The organism is Schlegelella aquatica (assembly GCF_026013905.1).
In the GTDB taxonomy this organism is placed as follows: domain Bacteria; phylum Pseudomonadota; class Gammaproteobacteria; order Burkholderiales; family Burkholderiaceae_C; genus Caldimonas; species Caldimonas aquatica.
Genome location: NZ_CP110257.1, coordinates 745237 through 760669, shown reverse-complemented (window position 1 = coordinate 760669; position 15433 = coordinate 745237). Strand labels below are relative to the sequence as shown.

At 68.3% G+C, this 15433-nt stretch carries 13 protein-coding genes; all 13 read right to left on the bottom strand.

The features are described from left to right. Nucleotides 1–14: 14 nt before the first annotated feature. Nucleotides 15–1130 carry a GDP-mannose 4,6-dehydratase gene (gene gmd, locus OMP39_RS03450; protein WP_264893410.1) on the bottom strand — a complete coding sequence of 372 codons (1116 nt, stop codon included), beginning with the start codon at nucleotides 1128–1130 and terminating at the stop codon, nucleotides 15–17. Nucleotides 1131–1141: 11 nt separating this feature from the next. Further along, nucleotides 1142–1831: an exosortase-associated protein EpsI, B-type gene (gene epsI, locus OMP39_RS03445; RefSeq protein ID WP_264893409.1), complete on the bottom strand. Its 690-nt coding sequence runs from the start codon at nucleotides 1829–1831 to the stop codon at nucleotides 1142–1144. After that, complete coding sequence (gene xrtB / locus OMP39_RS03440) at nucleotides 1828–2724, bottom strand: exosortase B (RefSeq protein ID WP_264893408.1); 897 nt, start codon at nucleotides 2722–2724, stop codon at nucleotides 1828–1830. Before xrtB ends, epsI begins: the two co-directional genes overlap by 4 nt. Nucleotide 2725: 1 nt before the next feature. Next, entirely contained in the window at nucleotides 2726–3649 is a 924-nt protein-coding gene (locus OMP39_RS03435) for a polysaccharide biosynthesis tyrosine autokinase (protein ID WP_264893407.1), read from the bottom strand. Next, nucleotides 3649–5070, bottom strand: coding sequence for a chain length determinant protein EpsF (gene epsF / locus OMP39_RS03430; RefSeq protein WP_264893406.1), 1422 nt, complete (start codon nucleotides 5068–5070; stop codon nucleotides 3649–3651). Before epsF ends, OMP39_RS03435 begins: the two co-directional genes overlap by 1 nt. 18 nt (nucleotides 5071–5088) lie before the next feature. Next, nucleotides 5089–5898, bottom strand: coding sequence for a polysaccharide export protein EpsE (epsE, locus tag OMP39_RS03425; protein ID WP_264893405.1), 810 nt, complete (start codon nucleotides 5896–5898; stop codon nucleotides 5089–5091). A gap of 2 nt (nucleotides 5899–5900) precedes the next feature. Continuing rightward, complete coding sequence (locus OMP39_RS03420) at nucleotides 5901–6872, bottom strand: EpsD family peptidyl-prolyl cis-trans isomerase (RefSeq protein ID WP_264893404.1); 972 nt, start codon at nucleotides 6870–6872, stop codon at nucleotides 5901–5903. 245 nt (nucleotides 6873–7117) lie between these two features. Continuing rightward, entirely contained in the window at nucleotides 7118–7771 is a 654-nt protein-coding gene (locus OMP39_RS15395) for a Tim44 domain-containing protein (protein ID WP_425340657.1), read from the bottom strand. A 75-nt stretch (nucleotides 7772–7846) separates the two neighbouring features. Beyond that, a complete protein-coding gene (ubiE, locus tag OMP39_RS03410; RefSeq protein WP_264893403.1) occupies nucleotides 7847–8578 on the bottom strand; it encodes a bifunctional demethylmenaquinone methyltransferase/2-methoxy-6-polyprenyl-1,4-benzoquinol methylase UbiE in 732 nt (243 codons plus the stop codon). Between the two features lie 89 nt (nucleotides 8579–8667). Then, entirely contained in the window at nucleotides 8668–9075 is a 408-nt protein-coding gene (locus OMP39_RS03405; protein ID WP_264893402.1) for a gamma-butyrobetaine hydroxylase family protein, read from the bottom strand. A gap of 51 nt (nucleotides 9076–9126) precedes the next feature. Beyond that, a complete protein-coding gene (locus tag OMP39_RS03400) occupies nucleotides 9127–10746 on the bottom strand; it encodes a ShlB/FhaC/HecB family hemolysin secretion/activation protein (RefSeq protein WP_264893401.1) in 1620 nt (539 codons plus the stop codon). A gap of 219 nt (nucleotides 10747–10965) precedes the next feature. Beyond that, a complete protein-coding gene (locus tag OMP39_RS03395; protein WP_264893400.1) occupies nucleotides 10966–11415 on the bottom strand; it encodes an HIT family protein in 450 nt (149 codons plus the stop codon). Between the two features lie 8 nt (nucleotides 11416–11423). After that, a complete protein-coding gene (locus tag OMP39_RS03390; protein WP_264893399.1) occupies nucleotides 11424–15359 on the bottom strand; it encodes an FAD/FMN-binding oxidoreductase in 3936 nt (1311 codons plus the stop codon). Nucleotides 15360–15433: the final 74 nt, after the last annotated feature.

Below are 15433 nucleotides of genomic sequence, written 5' to 3'. Positions count from 1 at the left end.
AGCCACGGCTGTCCTCACTCGTGGTAGTCGTACGCCTTGAACCCCGCGAGCTTGACGAGCGAATCACGCCGCGCCGCAGCGTAGTCGCTCTCGATCATCTCGCGCACGAGCTCCTCGAAACTCGTGCGTGGCTTCCAGCCCAGCTTCTCGCGTGCTTTCGTCGGATCGCCCAGCAGCGTTTCCACTTCGGTCGGCCGGAAATAGCGCGGGTCCACCCGCACGACGACATCGCCCACCTTGCACTTGGCGCGGTCACCCTCGACCTTGGCGACGACGCCGATCTCCTTCTCGCCCTTGCCCTCGAACGAGAGCGTGATGCCCAGCTGCTGCGCTGCATGTTCGACGAACTGACGCACGCTGAACTGCTGGCCGGTCGCAATGACGAAGTCCTCCGGCTGCTCCTGCTGCAGCATCAACCACTGCATCTCGACATAGTCGCGCGCGTGGCCCCAGTCGCGCAGCGCATCGAGGTTGCCGAGGTACAGGCAGTCCTGCAAACCAAGGGCGATACGGGCGACGGCACGCGTGATCTTGCGCGTGACGAAGGTCTCGCCGCGCACAGGCGACTCATGGTTGAACAGGATGCCGTTGCAGGCGTACAGGCCGTAGGCCTCCCGGTAGTTGACGGTGATCCAGTAGGCATACAGCTTGGCCACCGCATAGGGGCTGCGCGGGTAGAACGGGGTGGTCTCCCGCTGGGGCACTTCCTGCACCAGGCCGTACAGCTCCGAGGTCGACGCCTGGTAAAAGCGCGTCTTCTTCTCGAGCCCCAGGATGCGGATAGCCTCGAGCAGACGCAGCGCCCCCAGGCCGTCGGCATTGGCCGTGTACTCGGGTTCCTCGAAGCTGACCGCGACGTGGCTCTGCGCGGCCAGGTTGTAGATCTCGTCCGGTTGCACTTTCTGGACGATGCGCACGAGGCTCGTCGAATCGGTCAAGTCGCCGTAGTGCAGGATGAAACTGCGGTTGTCGACGTGAGGGTCCTGATAGAGATGGTCGATTCTGTCGGTGTTGAAGAGCGACGTGCGGCGCTTGATGCCGTGCACCTCGTAGCCCTTGCGCAGCAGGAACTCCGACAAGTAGGCCCCGTCCTGACCGGTCACGCCGGTGATGAGTGCTTTCTTCTTCATAAGTGGGTCCGTCAATGGGCCAGGCTGCCCAGCAGCCGGCCTCGTGCCTCGGGCGAGAGGGCGTCGAGCATGTCTGCGATGAACGCATCCTGCATCTTGAACGCGGCCTGGTTGTCGTGGTCGATGGAAGACACCCGCACCAGCATGCCGTCGGGGATGCGCCCCGTGAGGCCGTACTTCAAGGTCGTCCAGCGCTGCTCCAGCCCGAAATGCGCGATCTCATCGCCCACCACGAGCCAGTAGGTGATGGGCTCGTTGCGGCGGCCCTGCCGAGCGACCAACCGCGTGACGGGCAGCTCGCCGTGAGTCAGCGAAACCGCGCCGCGCCGGGGAGCCTGAACGATGGGAAACCCTTGCGCCGGATAGCAGGTCTCCGGGCGGTGATAGTTCATCGAGTCGTCCTGGGCGGCCCCGTAGGCGATCGACAGCATGACGCGCTGCCCCTCGGCATTGCGGTACGTGCGCGACAAGACCTGGGCATACGTCTGCTCGATGACCCGCTGCACATCCGGCGACGCCTGCAGCGGAACGATGCTGCGGTCTTCTTCCCAGCGGCCGAACTGCCGCGGCACCAGGGTCTCGAGGTCGACTTTCGGCCCTACATCCGCCACTCGCACCGTCGGCCGTGCCGCCACCGCAGCGATTGCCGCCCCGACCATCAGGACGAGTACGGCCACCGGCCTCCACAGCAGGGAGCTCATGCCGCAACCCCCTTCTTCTTGCGATTCCGGAAGAACAATCCGAGGAAGGCGTCGAACGAGAAGAGCAACACGATCGCAATCACGAACAGCACCATCCCCGCCGCGCCGTGGATGAAGCCCTGACCCGCCTCGTCACCGAAGTGATACGTCACGAGCACGAGGATCATGACGCGCACGATGTTCGCCAAGAAGGCGATCGGCAAGATGCTCGCGACGATCAGTGCGTTGCGCAGGCGGCTCTTGTGCTTGGTGAGGTAGAGGTACAGCACACCGAGCGAGGTCAGACTGAACATGGAGTTCAGCCCCGAACAGGCATCGGCCACCAGCAACTGGTACTGCCCCACCATGAGCACGACGCCGCTGCGCGCAATCGGGTAGCCGATGAAGTAGAGGACGTCCTCGGCAATGGCGGACACCGCCTGCTTCAGCGACGCGGTGACCGAATCGATCACCATCTGCGGCAGCGGGACCATGAACACGAGGAACAGCAAGGGAAACGCCAGGACGCGCACGAAGCGCCAGCCGAAGGCCGCCGCCGCCGCCCCGGCCAGGGCGGGGATCAGCGCTCCCACCTCGAAGAAGAGGATGGCCTGAGACCGGCCCACCACATACAGCGCGAGCGCGGCGAGCAGCAGCGCCCACCCTCCGATCGGCGACGGGCGCGCCTCGACCGCCGCCTGCATCAGTTCCTGGCGCCGTTGCCACACCACCCACAGCGAGACGGCGAGGATCAGCGGGCCGTGCCCTTGCTCCTCGGACTGCCAGGTCGTGCGGGCGAGGTCCAGACACGTGGGCAGCAGCAGCGCCAACGCGCCCAGCCCGAGCAGGGCGATGGACCACTGCGTGGGCGAAGTCGGACGTGCGGCCATCGAAGTCGGCATCACGGTCGACATGTCAGTACTCGTTCAGGATGACCCCGGCCAGCTTGGCGGGGCTGTTGTTCAAGGTGGCCACGAGGTCCTGCAGCCGGCTCACCTTCGAGCGCCCCTGGCGGGCCAGGACCAGAGCCGCCCCGCACCGCGCCGCGATCACGGTCGCGTCGGCGCCGTAGACGGCTGCCGGAGTGTCGACCACCACGTGATCGAACTTGCTCAACAACTCCCGCATCAACAAGGCGAAGGCCGGACGCTCGACCAGCTCGACCGGGTTGGGCGGTGTCACACCGACCGGCAGGACGTACAGCGAGGGCAGGTCCGGCACCTGCTTGATCACGCTCGTCTCGGCGCGGCCCGACAAGATGCCCGACAGCCCCGAGCTGGATTCGATCCCGAACAGTTCGTGCAGCCGCGGCCCGCGCAGGTCGGCATCGACGACGAGGGTGCGCCCTCCGAGCTGGGACAGCACGACGGCGAGATTCGCGGCAAAGAACGTCTTGCCGTCTCCGGAGTCGGGACTGACGATGGCGATCGCGCGGCGCACGTCGTCCTGTGAGAACACCCGCATCATCAACTGGGTGCGGATCGCCCGGAACGACTCGGCCTGATGCGAGAACGGCTGCGTCGCGGCCACGAGTTCGTTGGAGTAGCCGCGCTTGGCATCGGGCGCGTAGAAGTAATTGAACTGCTGCGACAGCGCGAACAGGACGTCCTGCTGACTCGCCAGACCGAGGGCGACCGCCGCTTCGCCGAAGCGAACGCCTTTCTCTCGCTGGTACTGCAGGATCTGCTCGATCTGCTCCTGGCTCAGGCGCCGCTCGCGGCGGATGATCTCCCCGATGCTCAGCTCATGCGGGGCGGCCCCGCCCACCTTGGCATCCCCCACCACCGGTGGAACGGGCTGCAGGTAGGGCGCCGCGTTGGATTCGCGAAAGACAGCCATCACGCACCTCTGGGACCGGGGAGCTGCCCGAGCACGCGGCCCGGCAAGGCCGGCGACGAGCGCCGGAACGGCAGACGCGAGCGCACGGGCTTCGGCATGACGCCGAGGACCGGCAAGCCGAGCAGCTGGAACGCGTCCTCGAACGAGCGCAGGCGCCGATCGATCAGCTCGATGAGGAAGGCAGCGGCAAACGCCAGCACCCCACCCGCACAAATCGCCACCAGCGTGTTGAGCAGAATGCGCGGCGACGACGGCGACGACGGCTCCGTCGCCGGACTCAGCACCGACACGTTGGTCGCGGTGCTCTCGCTTTCCATGCTCGTCTGGTTGAGCCGGGCGAGGACGGCGTCGTAGGCCCGCTGCGCGTTCTCGACGTCGCGCAGCAGCACCGCCGCCTCGTCGCGCTGCTCCTTCATCTTCAGCACCTTGGCGCGCTGGGCCTCGAGCGCCTCCTTCAGCTCGGCCTCGCGCTGGCGGTTGATGTTGTTGGTCACGGTCACGCCGCTGGTGACGCGCCGGGTCTCGGCGTCCACCCGTGCGCGCAACGCGTCCACCGAGGCCTGCAGCTCGACCACCTGCGGGTGGTTGCGGCCGTAGCGCTCGCTCAGCTCGCGCAGCCGGACCTCCTGCCGGTTCAGGTCCGCCTTCAGGCTGGAGATCAACGGGTTCAGCAGCACTTCCTGCATCCGGTCGGCCGCGCTGCGGGCCTGGTTCTCCCGGCTGCTGGACTCGGTCGCCAGCGCTTGGATCGCCACCAATTGCGAGGACAGCTCGTTCAACCGCGCGTTCTCGATGTCGAGCCGCTCGTCGGTGGCGATCAGCCCATGCTGCTTCTGGTACTCGGACAGCCGGTTCTGCGCGGCCTCGAGCTGTTCGCGCAGTTGCTTCGCACGCTGGTCGAAGAACGTCGAGAACCGCTTGGCCGGGTCGGCTCGCAGATCCAAGTGCGTCTCGATGTACGCTTGCACGAAGGCATTGGCCATCATCGCCGAGAACTTCGGGTCCACCGACTCGTAGCGGACCTCGATCACGTTGGACTCGCCCGCCGGACCGGCCTCGAGGCTGCGCAACAAGGCCTTGGCCAGCCACGTCTCGATATTGCCGGTGCCTCCGGTGGCCTCCTTCCATTGGTCGCGGATCTGCGGTGCCTCCGTGAGCTTGAGATTGCGCACCACCCGTAACGCCACGCGCTCGCTCTGCACGATCTGCAGCTGGGTGGTGAGGTAGCTCGGGGTGCCACCCAGCACCATGCCGACGAGCGGATCGGGCGCCCGCATGTCCACCACCACGGAGGCCGTCGCGGTGTACTTCTTGGGCAAAAGCAAGCTCACTGCGACGACCGACCCCACCGTGAGCACGAAGACCGCGAGCACGACCTTCCAGCGCGCCAGCAGAATCGAAAAGAACTGACCGAGGGACACGGCTTGCTCCGCGTGGGTTCAGAAGATGCTTTCGCGCACGTACACCACGTCGCCGTCGCGCAGACGATCGTGCATGGTGGGTTCGAGCACCTCCACCTGACCGTTCGGGCCGCGGCGATGCACCTTGAGCCCGCGCTCGGTGCCGCGCAGCGAAGGGCCTCCGCCTGCGGCGAGCGCCTGCATGACCGTCATGCCGCGCTCCAGACGCACCGCGCCGGGTCGTTGCACCGCGCCGTAGATGTAGATCGTCGGCATGCGATCGACGAAGATCACGTCGCCGTTCTGCAAGACCATGTCGTCGATCGGCGCCTGGCCGGAGAACATGGCAGGCAGATCGATCTCCTTGCGGAACGGTTTGCCTGCACGCGTGCCGGTCACCACGATGACGTCGGCCCCCGTTTGCGCCACGCCCCCGGCCATGGCCAGCATGTCGGTGAGCCGCGTGCTGGCCAGCTCGAGCGGGTAGCGGCCCGGGCGGTTGACGTAGCCCAGCACCGAGACCTGATTGCCGCGCACCTGGGCCACGAGGATCGACACCTGCGGCTGACGCACGAAGTTGCCGCGCCGCAGACCATCGGCAATGCGCTGCTCGGCGTCGCGCACCGACAGGCCGCCGAGTTGCACCTGCCCGAGCAGCGGGTAACTGATCGTGCCCGCCTCGGACACGCGCGTCTCGAGCGAGAGCTCCGGCGCCTGGAAGACGTTGATACGCAGGATGTCTCCCGGGCCGATCACGTACTCGCGTGCATTGCCTGGCTGAGCGAACGCGAGGCCCGTCGCGAACAACAGGAACAAGCCGGCACACCACCGGCGCAAGTGAACGATCATGCTCATTTCAACCCCGACAGTCCCTTGCTGATGGCATCGGCATCGCTGTTCGGCTTGGCCTCTTGCTTGGCGGCCGGTGCGACTTCGGTCTTCTGGGCCACCCCACCCGAGGCGTCCGCGAACTTGCCGACGTACTCGATCTGCGCCGACTTGCGCAGATCTTTCAACTCGCCCTCGACGAGCTTGCGCTTGCGCTCGTTCATGAGGTAGTGCTCGATGGCCGCCCGGGCGCGCTCCTCATCCACGGGTGCGCTGCGGCTTGCTTGCAGCACGACCACCTGAGCGCCCGAGGGCGACGGCACGAACATCGCCTGGCCGTCCTTCAAGGCGTGGAAGGAGTCGAGCATGGAGAGCGGCAACTGCTCGGCCGCACGGGTCACCTGGTTGACGGCGAAGGGAATGTTCTTCGCCTTGAGTTGCTCGACGAACTCGGCAGGCGTCTTCGCACTCTTGAGCTGCTGCTCGAGCTCGGGCACCTGCTCCTTGGGCGCCTGGATCGCGATCTCCTGCAAGCTGTAGATGCGGCGCTCGCTGAACAGCGCGGGCTTGGAACGGTAGTACTCGCGCACCTCCTCGGGGGTGGGCTTGGCCACCCCTTCGGCCACCTTCTCGAAATAGAAGCGCGACAGGATCTCGCGCCTGGCCGCATCGAGCGCCTGCACGACCCGCGGGTCGCGGTCGAGCTTCAGCTCCTCGGCCTTCTGCACGGCGAGCTCCTGATCGATGAGGCGCTCGAGCGCGGTCTTGCTGGCCGACTCGGCCTGCTCCGGCTTCAACCCCGGCTGGCGCTGCAGCAGGTAGTTGATCTGGTGGACGGAGATCTCTTCCTTGTTGACCTTCGCGGCCACCTGGCTGGCCGGCTTGTCCTTGTCGCCGCCGCTGCAGGCGGCCAGGCCCAGGGACGCGAGCACGGCTGCGGTGACGGCCGCCGTGCGCAGCGCAGGCACACAAGCAGTACGACGCAATGTGTTCATTCGAATCTCTCCCTGCGTCCGTGCGGACGCTCAGCCGGGCGCGTCGAGGCTCCCGGGCTTTTCACTCTTGCGCAATGGATGACCTACGAGCACGGCACCTGCTGCTCAAGGTCGAAGGCAGTGTACTGGTCGGTTTTCGGGGCGAGGTAACCCGTGGTTAAGGGGCATGCCCGAAACAAAAACTCGCAGTTACGGCGAGGAGATGGTCTTAGGAGAGGCGTCGGCGGCCCGGCACGCGGGCACGCTCACTGCAGGGCTTGCACCGCGGCGAGCAACCAGCCGGTGGAGCCGTCGCGCGGCTTGGTCAGCGACCAGACTTCCCGGAAGGGCGCGGCACCGGCGCTGATTTCCTCCCGGATCATCCCGGAGAACTCGATACTGGCGAGCCAGCCCGGCCCGAGGTCTTCCACGCCGAGGAGGCGCGCTTCGAGCATCACGACGTCGGTGCGGTTGGGGCGGTCGCCCCGCTCCCGCAGCTGCTGCCGGATGTGCTCGAGCAGCTCGTCGGTCATCAGCGCGGCCAGCGCGGGGACGTCCGCCTGGTCCCACGCGGATTGCAGCAAGACGAAGTTACGTTTTGCCGCCTCGAGGAAACCGATGGAATCAAATCCCTCAGGCACGGCCGCCAGCCAAGCGCCGGTGCGCTCGCCGGGTTGTTGTCCCGTGGCCTGCGGATGCACCGACGATTCGGGCGCCAGGGTCGCCGCTTCATAGGCAGCCGGGGCATAGTCTCGCCAGACGCCCCGGCCGCTACGGCCTGCCGGCCCGCCCGGGCCCTTGCGCCAACGGCGCCCGCCCCACCACAAGCCCCCACCGGCGAGCAGCAGCGTCACGCCCAGTACAGCCATGCCGGACCATCCGGACGTGAGGGACTGCAGGGCTGGGGTGCTGATCGGCATGGACGGACTCTGCGGGCGAGGGAAGGGGCACCAGCGCCGGGGACGGCGCCGATGCTCACAGCATGCCGCCTGTCGTCAGCACTTGATGCCGACGTGCAAGGCCACCACGCCGGCGGTGAGGTTGTGCACGTCCACATGCCCGAAGCCCGCGGCTTTCATCATGGCCTTCAGTTCCTGCTGGCCGGGGTGCATGCGAATCGATTCGGCGAGATAACGGTAGCTGGCCGCATCGCCCGCGACCCACTGACCCAGCCGCGGCAGCACCGAAAAGGAATACCAGTCGTAGGCCTTCTCCAGCGGCTTGGCCACCTTGGAGAACTCGAGCACGAGGAGCTTGCCGCCCGGCTTGAGCACGCGGCACATCTCGGCCAGGGCCCGCTCTTTGTGCGTCATGTTGCGCAGGCCGAAGGCCACGCTCACGACATCGAAGCTGTTGGCCGGAAAGGGCAGGCACTCGGCGTCGCAGATGGTGGTGGGCAGCACCAGCCCCTCGTCGAGGAGGCGGTCACGCCCCGTGCGCAGCATCGCTTCATTGATGTCGGTGTGCACCACCGTGCCCGTGGGGCCGACGCGCCGCGCGAAGGCGCGCGCCAGGTCGCCGGTGCCGCCGGCAATGTCGAGCACGCGCTGGCCCTCGCGCACCCCCGAGACAGCGATCGTGTAGGCCTTCCATGCCCGGTGCAGCCCCATGGACATGAGGTCGTTCATCAGGTCGTACTTGGAGGCGACCGAATCGAACACACCGCGCACGCGACGCGCCTTCTCAGCCTCGTCGACCGTCTGGAAACCAAAGTGAGTGGTACTCATGTCTGCAATCGTAAGCGACTCGCGGTGTGGCCGGCACTCCGGCCGGGCCGCGCCCGTGAGCCGCGGGGGGTATCGCGGGCCCGGCGCCCTCAATGGCCGTGGCCGCACCCGGTGCCCGCTTTGGCCGGCATCGGGGCGTCCCGGTCCAGCCCGGCTTCGGCCAGGCGGTCGAGGTACTGGGCCCACAAGCGCTCCTGCTCAGCGCCCAGGCGGTAGAGGTAGCTCCAGGTGTAGATGCCCGAGTCGTGCCCGTCGCTGAAGGTGGGCTGGATCGCGTAGTGACCGACCGGCGCCACGGCGACGATCTCCACATCGCGCTTGCCGGTCTGCAGCACCTCCTGCCCCGGGCCGTGCCCCTGCACTTCCGCCGAGGGCGAGTACACGCGCATCAGCTCGAACGGGATGCGGAACGTCTCGCCGGTGTCGAAGCTGATTTCCAGCACGCGCGATTGCTGATGCACCGTCAATGCGGTCGGCGTTGGAGAAGAAGCGGTCATGGCAGGTGACGAAGATCGGACGGCGGCGCCCGGCCCGGGCGTTCGGAGCGTTCAGAACGAGTAGGACAGGCTCACGTGCAGTTTATCGTCGCCCTTGTCGGCGGCCTGAGCGGCATCCGAGAAGCTGCCGGTCACCACCCGGCCGTAATCGGCCACCAGGCGAGCGCCGCTCGGATGCTGGTAGCGAACCCCGATGCCCACACTGGCCAGCCGGTCTCGCGGCGGGCGGCTGGCGTCGCCGCGGTGATTCCACAATCGCCCGGCATCCACGAAGGCCAAGGCGCGCCATCCGCCCGCACTTGGCGAGTGAGCCTCCAGCGTGCCCGCGATGCCCGAGTCCCCCAAGCCCGCGCGCTCCTCGGCGCCCCGCACCGAGCTTGCACCGCCGAGCGCAAAGGACTCGGCAGCCAGCAGCGCCTGGGGGCTGTACTGGCCGTGGGCGCGTGCGACCCAGGCCCAACCCCTCGGGCCCTCGGCGCGCCACTGCACGCCGGCACGCAGCCGTTTCCAGTGCACGCTGTCGATGGCGGACCGTTCGCTGCGATGGGCGTCCAGGTCGGCCGCAGGGCCGGTGGCCAGATGGACCGAGACCTCCAGGTAGCCGTCGAGGTGCATCCCCGCGCCCCAGGGGCCGCTCTTGTGATAGCCCACCGTCGCCGGCTGGCTGCGGCGCTCACGCCCTCGGGTCGGGCGCCCGTCCTCGTCCAGCGCGTCGAGCCGAGCCTGGGACACATCCACTGTCACGCGGTCGCCCCGCCCCTGCGGCCCCGCCAGGTACTGCACATAGCCCACCCGCGCCCACCGGCCCGGCGTGCCGGCCGCCACGGGCCGCCAGTCTTCGCGCCAGGGATCGCTCGCCCGCGGGGCGTCCACGTCGTCGTAGGTGGCATACCAGGCGCCGCCCCAGCTGCGCACGGGCAGGCGGTATGCCAAGTGCCACTCGTGCACGCGGGAGGGCTCGTCGAGGGACGTCGTATACCGCACCCTCGCCTGATGGTCGCGTCCGCCCACGTCGGCGTGCCAGGCCTGCAGGGCGAGCCGGTCGCGCCCGGTGGCGCGGCTGCCATCGTCGGTCCATGCGACGGCGGCACCCCACGGCGCCGGCAACCCCTCGACCTCGACCTGGGCGTCCACCGTGTCGTGCCCGGCCATGGGGCGCAGCGTCACGGCCCACCGTCCGCCCGCATCCTGGGCCGCGGCGAGCTGTCGCGCGAGCCGGCGGGTGTTGGGCGAGCGCCCCTCTTGCAGCTCGGGCAAGGCGCGGCGCACGGCCTCGGCCTCGGCGCCACGCGCGATCACGCGGTTCACCACCGTGGGCACGACGTCCAGCATGATCGTCTCGCCGGGCGACTGGGCGGGGACGACCACGCGGTAGTAGGTGTAGCCGCGTTCATGCAAGGCCGATTCGAGCGCCACCTGCGCCTGGCGCAGCAGCTCGGCGCTGGCCGGCACGCCCAGGTAGGGCGCGAGCACCTGGCCGGTACGGGCGGCGCTCAGCGGGTTGTCTCCGCCGATCGCGTAGCCCTTGACGATGCGCAGGCCCGCGGCGCCCTCCGCATCGGCCGCAGCCACCGCGCGGGCGCCCTCGGGCGCAAGGCCGAAGCCCAGGGCCGCGCACAGCGCCCCGAGGGACGCCAGCCGGAAGGCTCGTGCCTGGAAGTTGCAGGGCATGAACAGTCCTGGTTCACGGAGGGCCGGGACACCGGCCGCCACTCGACGTGCCGACGCGTCGCGCAGCCGGGCCTACCCCGCACACGAGGGCGTGGAGTGCTTCGCCTGCGCGCTCTGTACGAGGCGCGATTACATCACCGAACCGCCGCCCGCCCAACCCCCTCGCCGCCAGGGCCGCGGCGGCCCGCTCGATGCGGTGGACGGGGCTGCGCCCGAGGGTCACGCGCCGGACGACGCCACGGCCTGCGAGGCCGCCTGGCGCACCGCCTGGTCGAGGGCGGGCAGGAGGCGCACCAGGGACTCGAGATGCGCCTCGTCCGCCTCGCGCTGGGCAAGCCCCCACAGCGGTTGGGGAAAGTGGCTGTCCCAGGCAAAGCGCGCCATCACGTGCCAGTGCACATGGGCGACGACGTTGCCGAACGACGCCAGGTTGATCTTCGACTCGGGCAGCAGGCTGCGCAGCGCCTCTTCCACGGCCTCGACGAGCGCCATCCCGACGCGCCGCTCGCCGGGGGGCACGTCGGTCCACTCCCGGTGGTGAGCCCGGCTGATGACGCGGTAGAACGCCGGGAACGAAGGGTCTGCCACGCGCACGATGCGCCACGCCGCGCCCTCCCACACCGGCAGGCCGCCCGGCTGGAGGCACAGCTCGCAGTCCGCCAAGCGCACGCAGGCCGTCACACCAGCACCCGCTCGATGCCACCCTCGTTGGCCGCGCGCACGTAGTCGGGCAGCCAATTCGGGCCGAGGAGGCGGCGGGCCATCTCGACGACGATGTAATCGGCCTCCAGCAGGCCGTTGGCGAGGTCCTCGCCATACCGTGACAGGCCCTGCAAGCAGCTGGGGCAGGAGGTCAGGATCTTGATGTTCTCCCGCTCGCTCACCGCACCGCTGGCGCGCAGCGCCGCCTCGCCCTTGCGGATCTCCTGCTCCTTGCGGAAGCGGATCTGTGTCGAGATGTCGGGTCGGGTGACGCCCAGCGTGCCGGACTCGCCGCAGCAGCGGTCGCTCTTGACGACCTGCTCGCCCACCAGGGCCTTGACGGTCTTCATCGGGTCCTGCTGCTTCATCGGGCTGTGGCAGGGGTCGTGATAGAGGTACGCGCCCTGGCCTTCCAGCTTGATTCCCTTCTCGAGCAAGAACTCGTGAATGTCGACGATGCGGCAGCCGGGGAAGATCTTGTCGAACTCGTAGCCCTGCAGCTGGTCGTAGCAGGTGCCGCAGCTCACCACCACGGTCTTGATGTCCAGGTAGTTCAGCGTGTTGGCCACGCGATGGAACAGCACCCGGTTGTCGGTGATGATCTTCTCGGCCTTGTCGTACTGGCCCGAGCCGCGCTGCGGATAGCCGCAGCACAGGTAGCCCGGCGGCAGCACGGTCTGCACCCCGGCATGCCAGAGCATGGCCTGGGTGGCCAAGCCCACTTGCGAGAACAGGCGCTCGGAGCCGCAACCGGGGAAGTAGAACACCGCCTCGCTGTCGGCGCTCGTCTTCTTCGGGTCGCGGATGATGGGGACGTAGTTCTTGTCCTCGATGTCCAGCAGTGCGCGGGCGGTGCGGGTCGGCAGCCCGCCCGGCAGCTTCTTGTTGACGAAGTGGATCACCTGCTCCTTGATCGGGGCGGTGCCCACGGTGGCCGGCGGGCGGGCCGTCTGCTTCTTGGCGAGGCCCTTGAGCAGGTCGTTGGCGAGGCGCTGCGCCTTGAAACCGACGTCCACCATCGCCGCACGGGCCAGCTTGATGGTCTGCGGATGGGTGGCGTTGAGCATCAGCATCGCGGCCTTGTTGCCCGGCCGGAAGCTCTTCTTGCCCATCTTGCGCAAGAGGTTGCGCATGTTCATCGACACGTCGCCGAAGTCGATCTTCACCGGGCAGGGCGTCGCGCACTTGTGGCAGACCGTGCAATGGTCGCCCACGTCCTCGAACTCCTCCCAGTGCTTGATCGACACGCCGCGGCGCGTTTGCTCCTCGTAGAGGAAGGCCTCGATCAGCAGCGAGGTCGCCAGGATCTTGTTGCGCGGGCTGTAGAGCAGGTTGGCGCGCGGTACGTGCGTCGCGCACACCGGCTTGCACTTGCCGCAGCGCAGGCAGTCCTTGATGGAGGCGGCGATGTCGCCGATGTCCGACTGCTGCATGATCAGCGACTCGTGGCCCATCAGCCCGAAGCTGGGCGTGTAGGCGTTGGTCAGATCGGCGTACAGCCCGGGCTCGCGCATGAGCTTGCCCTTGTTGAAGCGGCCTTCCGGGTCCACGCGCCGCTTGTACTCGACGAAGCGCGCCAGCTCCTCGTCGCTCAGGAACTCCAGCTTGGTGATGCCGATGCCGTGCTCGCCGGAGATCACGCCGCCCAGGCTGCGCGCGAGCTTCATGATGCGGCCCACCGCTTCGTGGGCCGTCTGCAGCATCTCGTAGTTGTCGCTGTTGACGGGGATGTTGGTGTGCACGTTGCCGTCGCCGGCGTGCATGTGCAGCGCCACCCACACCCGCCCGCGCAGCACCTCCTTGTGGATGCGCCGGCACTCGTCGACGATGGGCTGCAAGGCAGCGCCCGCGAACAGACCCTGCAGGGGCTTGAGCAGCTGGGTCTTCCAAGAGGCGCGCAGGCTGTGGTCCTGCAACTGCGCGAAGTAGGTGCGCCCGGTGTCCGCCTGCACCACGTCGAGGTGGTGCAGCCAGTGCGACCACAACTCGCGCGTCTCGCGCAGCAGCGCGAGCGCCTGCTGCACCCGGTCCTCCAGCAACTCGGCGCTCGGGATCTCGCTGGCGTCGTCCGTCTTGCCGAGCGGCAGCGAACCCTCGGTGAAGAACTCCTCCAGCCGCTCCACCAGCTGCAGCTTGTTGCGCAACGACAGCTCGATGTTGATGCGCTCGATCCCCTCGGTGTACTCGCCCATGCGGTCGAGCGGGATCACCACGTCCTCGTTGATCTTGAAGGCGTTGGTGTGCCGGGAGATGGCCGCGGTGCGCTTGCGGTCGAGCCAGAACTTCTTGCGCGCGTCCGGCGAGACGGCGACGAACCCCTCGCCCGAGCGGCTGTTGGCGATGCGCACGACTTCCGAGGTGGCCTTGGCCACCGCGTCGGGGTCGTCGCCGACGATGTCGCCGATCAGCACCATCTTGGGCAGCGTGCCGCGCTTGGATTTGGTCGCGTAGCCCACCGCCCTGAGATAGCGGTCGTCCAGGTGTTCCAGGCCCGCCAGCAGCACCGGAAAGCGCCCGCGCCCCTCCAGCTCGATGCCGCCCGCCTTGGCGAGCGAGAACATGTAGCCCTTGATCTCGACGATGGAGGGCACCGCGTCCTTGGCGTTGCCGAAGAACTCCAGGCACACGGTGCGCGTGTGCGCCGGCATGCGGTGCACGATCCAGCGCGCCGAGGTGATGAGCCCGTCGCAGCCTTCCTTCTGCACGCCCGGAAGGCCCGCGAGGAACTTGTCGGTCACGTCCTTGCCCAGGCCCTCCTTGCGGAACACCCGTCCCGGGATGTCGAGGCGTTCGATGCGCGTCGGCCGGCTCCAGTCGATCTTGCCGGCCGCCTCGAAGTAGCGCAGTTCGAAGCTCGCAACCTCCACGTCGTGGATCTTGCCGAGGTTGTGGTCGAGCCGCACCACCTCCAGCCATTGCGCGTCCGGGGTGACCATGCGCCAGGAGGCGAGGTTGTCGAGCGCCGTGCCCCACAGCACCGCCTTCTTGCCGCCCGCATTCATCGCGATGTTGCCGCCGATGCAGGAGGCCTCGGCCGAAGTCGGGTCCACCGCGAAGACGAAACCGGCGCGCTCGGCCGCGTCGGCCACACGCTGCGTGACGACGCCGGCCTCGGTCCAGATGGTGGGCACCGGCCGGTCCAGGCCGGGCAGCCGCACCTCCTCGACCTCGCTCATCGCTTCGAGCTTCTCGGTGTTGATGACGGCCGACTTCCAGGTGAGCGGCACGGCGCCGCCGGTGTAGCCGGTGCCGCCGCCGCGCGGGATGATGGTCAGGCCCAGCTCGATGCAGCCCTTGACGAGCGCGGCCGTCTCGGCCTCGGTGTCGGGCGTGAGCACGACGAACGGGTACTCCACGCGCCAGTCGGTGGCGTCGGTGACGTGCGAGACGCGGCTCAGCCCGTCGAACTTGATGTTGTCGCGCCGCGTGTGGCGGCCCAGCACGCGCACGGTGCGGCGGCGCAGCTCGGCCACTTCGTCGAAGTAGGCGGCAAAGCGCTCGACCGCCTGCCGGGCTGCGGCCAGCAGTTCGCCCACCAAGGCGTCGCGCGCCGCGTCGGCCGCCGGGGTGCGACGGCGCTCGATCTCGCGCAGGCGGTGCTCCAGCGCCTCGATGAGCAGGCGCCGCCGCCTGGGGTTGTCCAGCAGGTCGTCTTGCAGATAGGGGTTGCGCTGCACGACCCAGATGTCGCCCAGGACCTCGTACAGCATGCGGGCGGAACGGCCCGTCTGGCGCTCCTCGCGCAGCAGACTCAGCACCTCCCACGCCCGCGCTCCGAGGATGCGGATGACGATCTCGCGGTCCGAGAACGAGGTGTAGTTGTAAGGAATCTCGCGCAGCCGCGGGTGCGCGGCATCGCGGGCGGTCGGGCTGCTCGAAGCGAGGTCGTGGACGGGGAGCGGTGCGTTCATGGGCTCCGGGCGCGTGGGGCGGGGTTTGTAACAGCGCTTGAGCGGCAATCCTACCGCAGCGCAACATCCCGCGC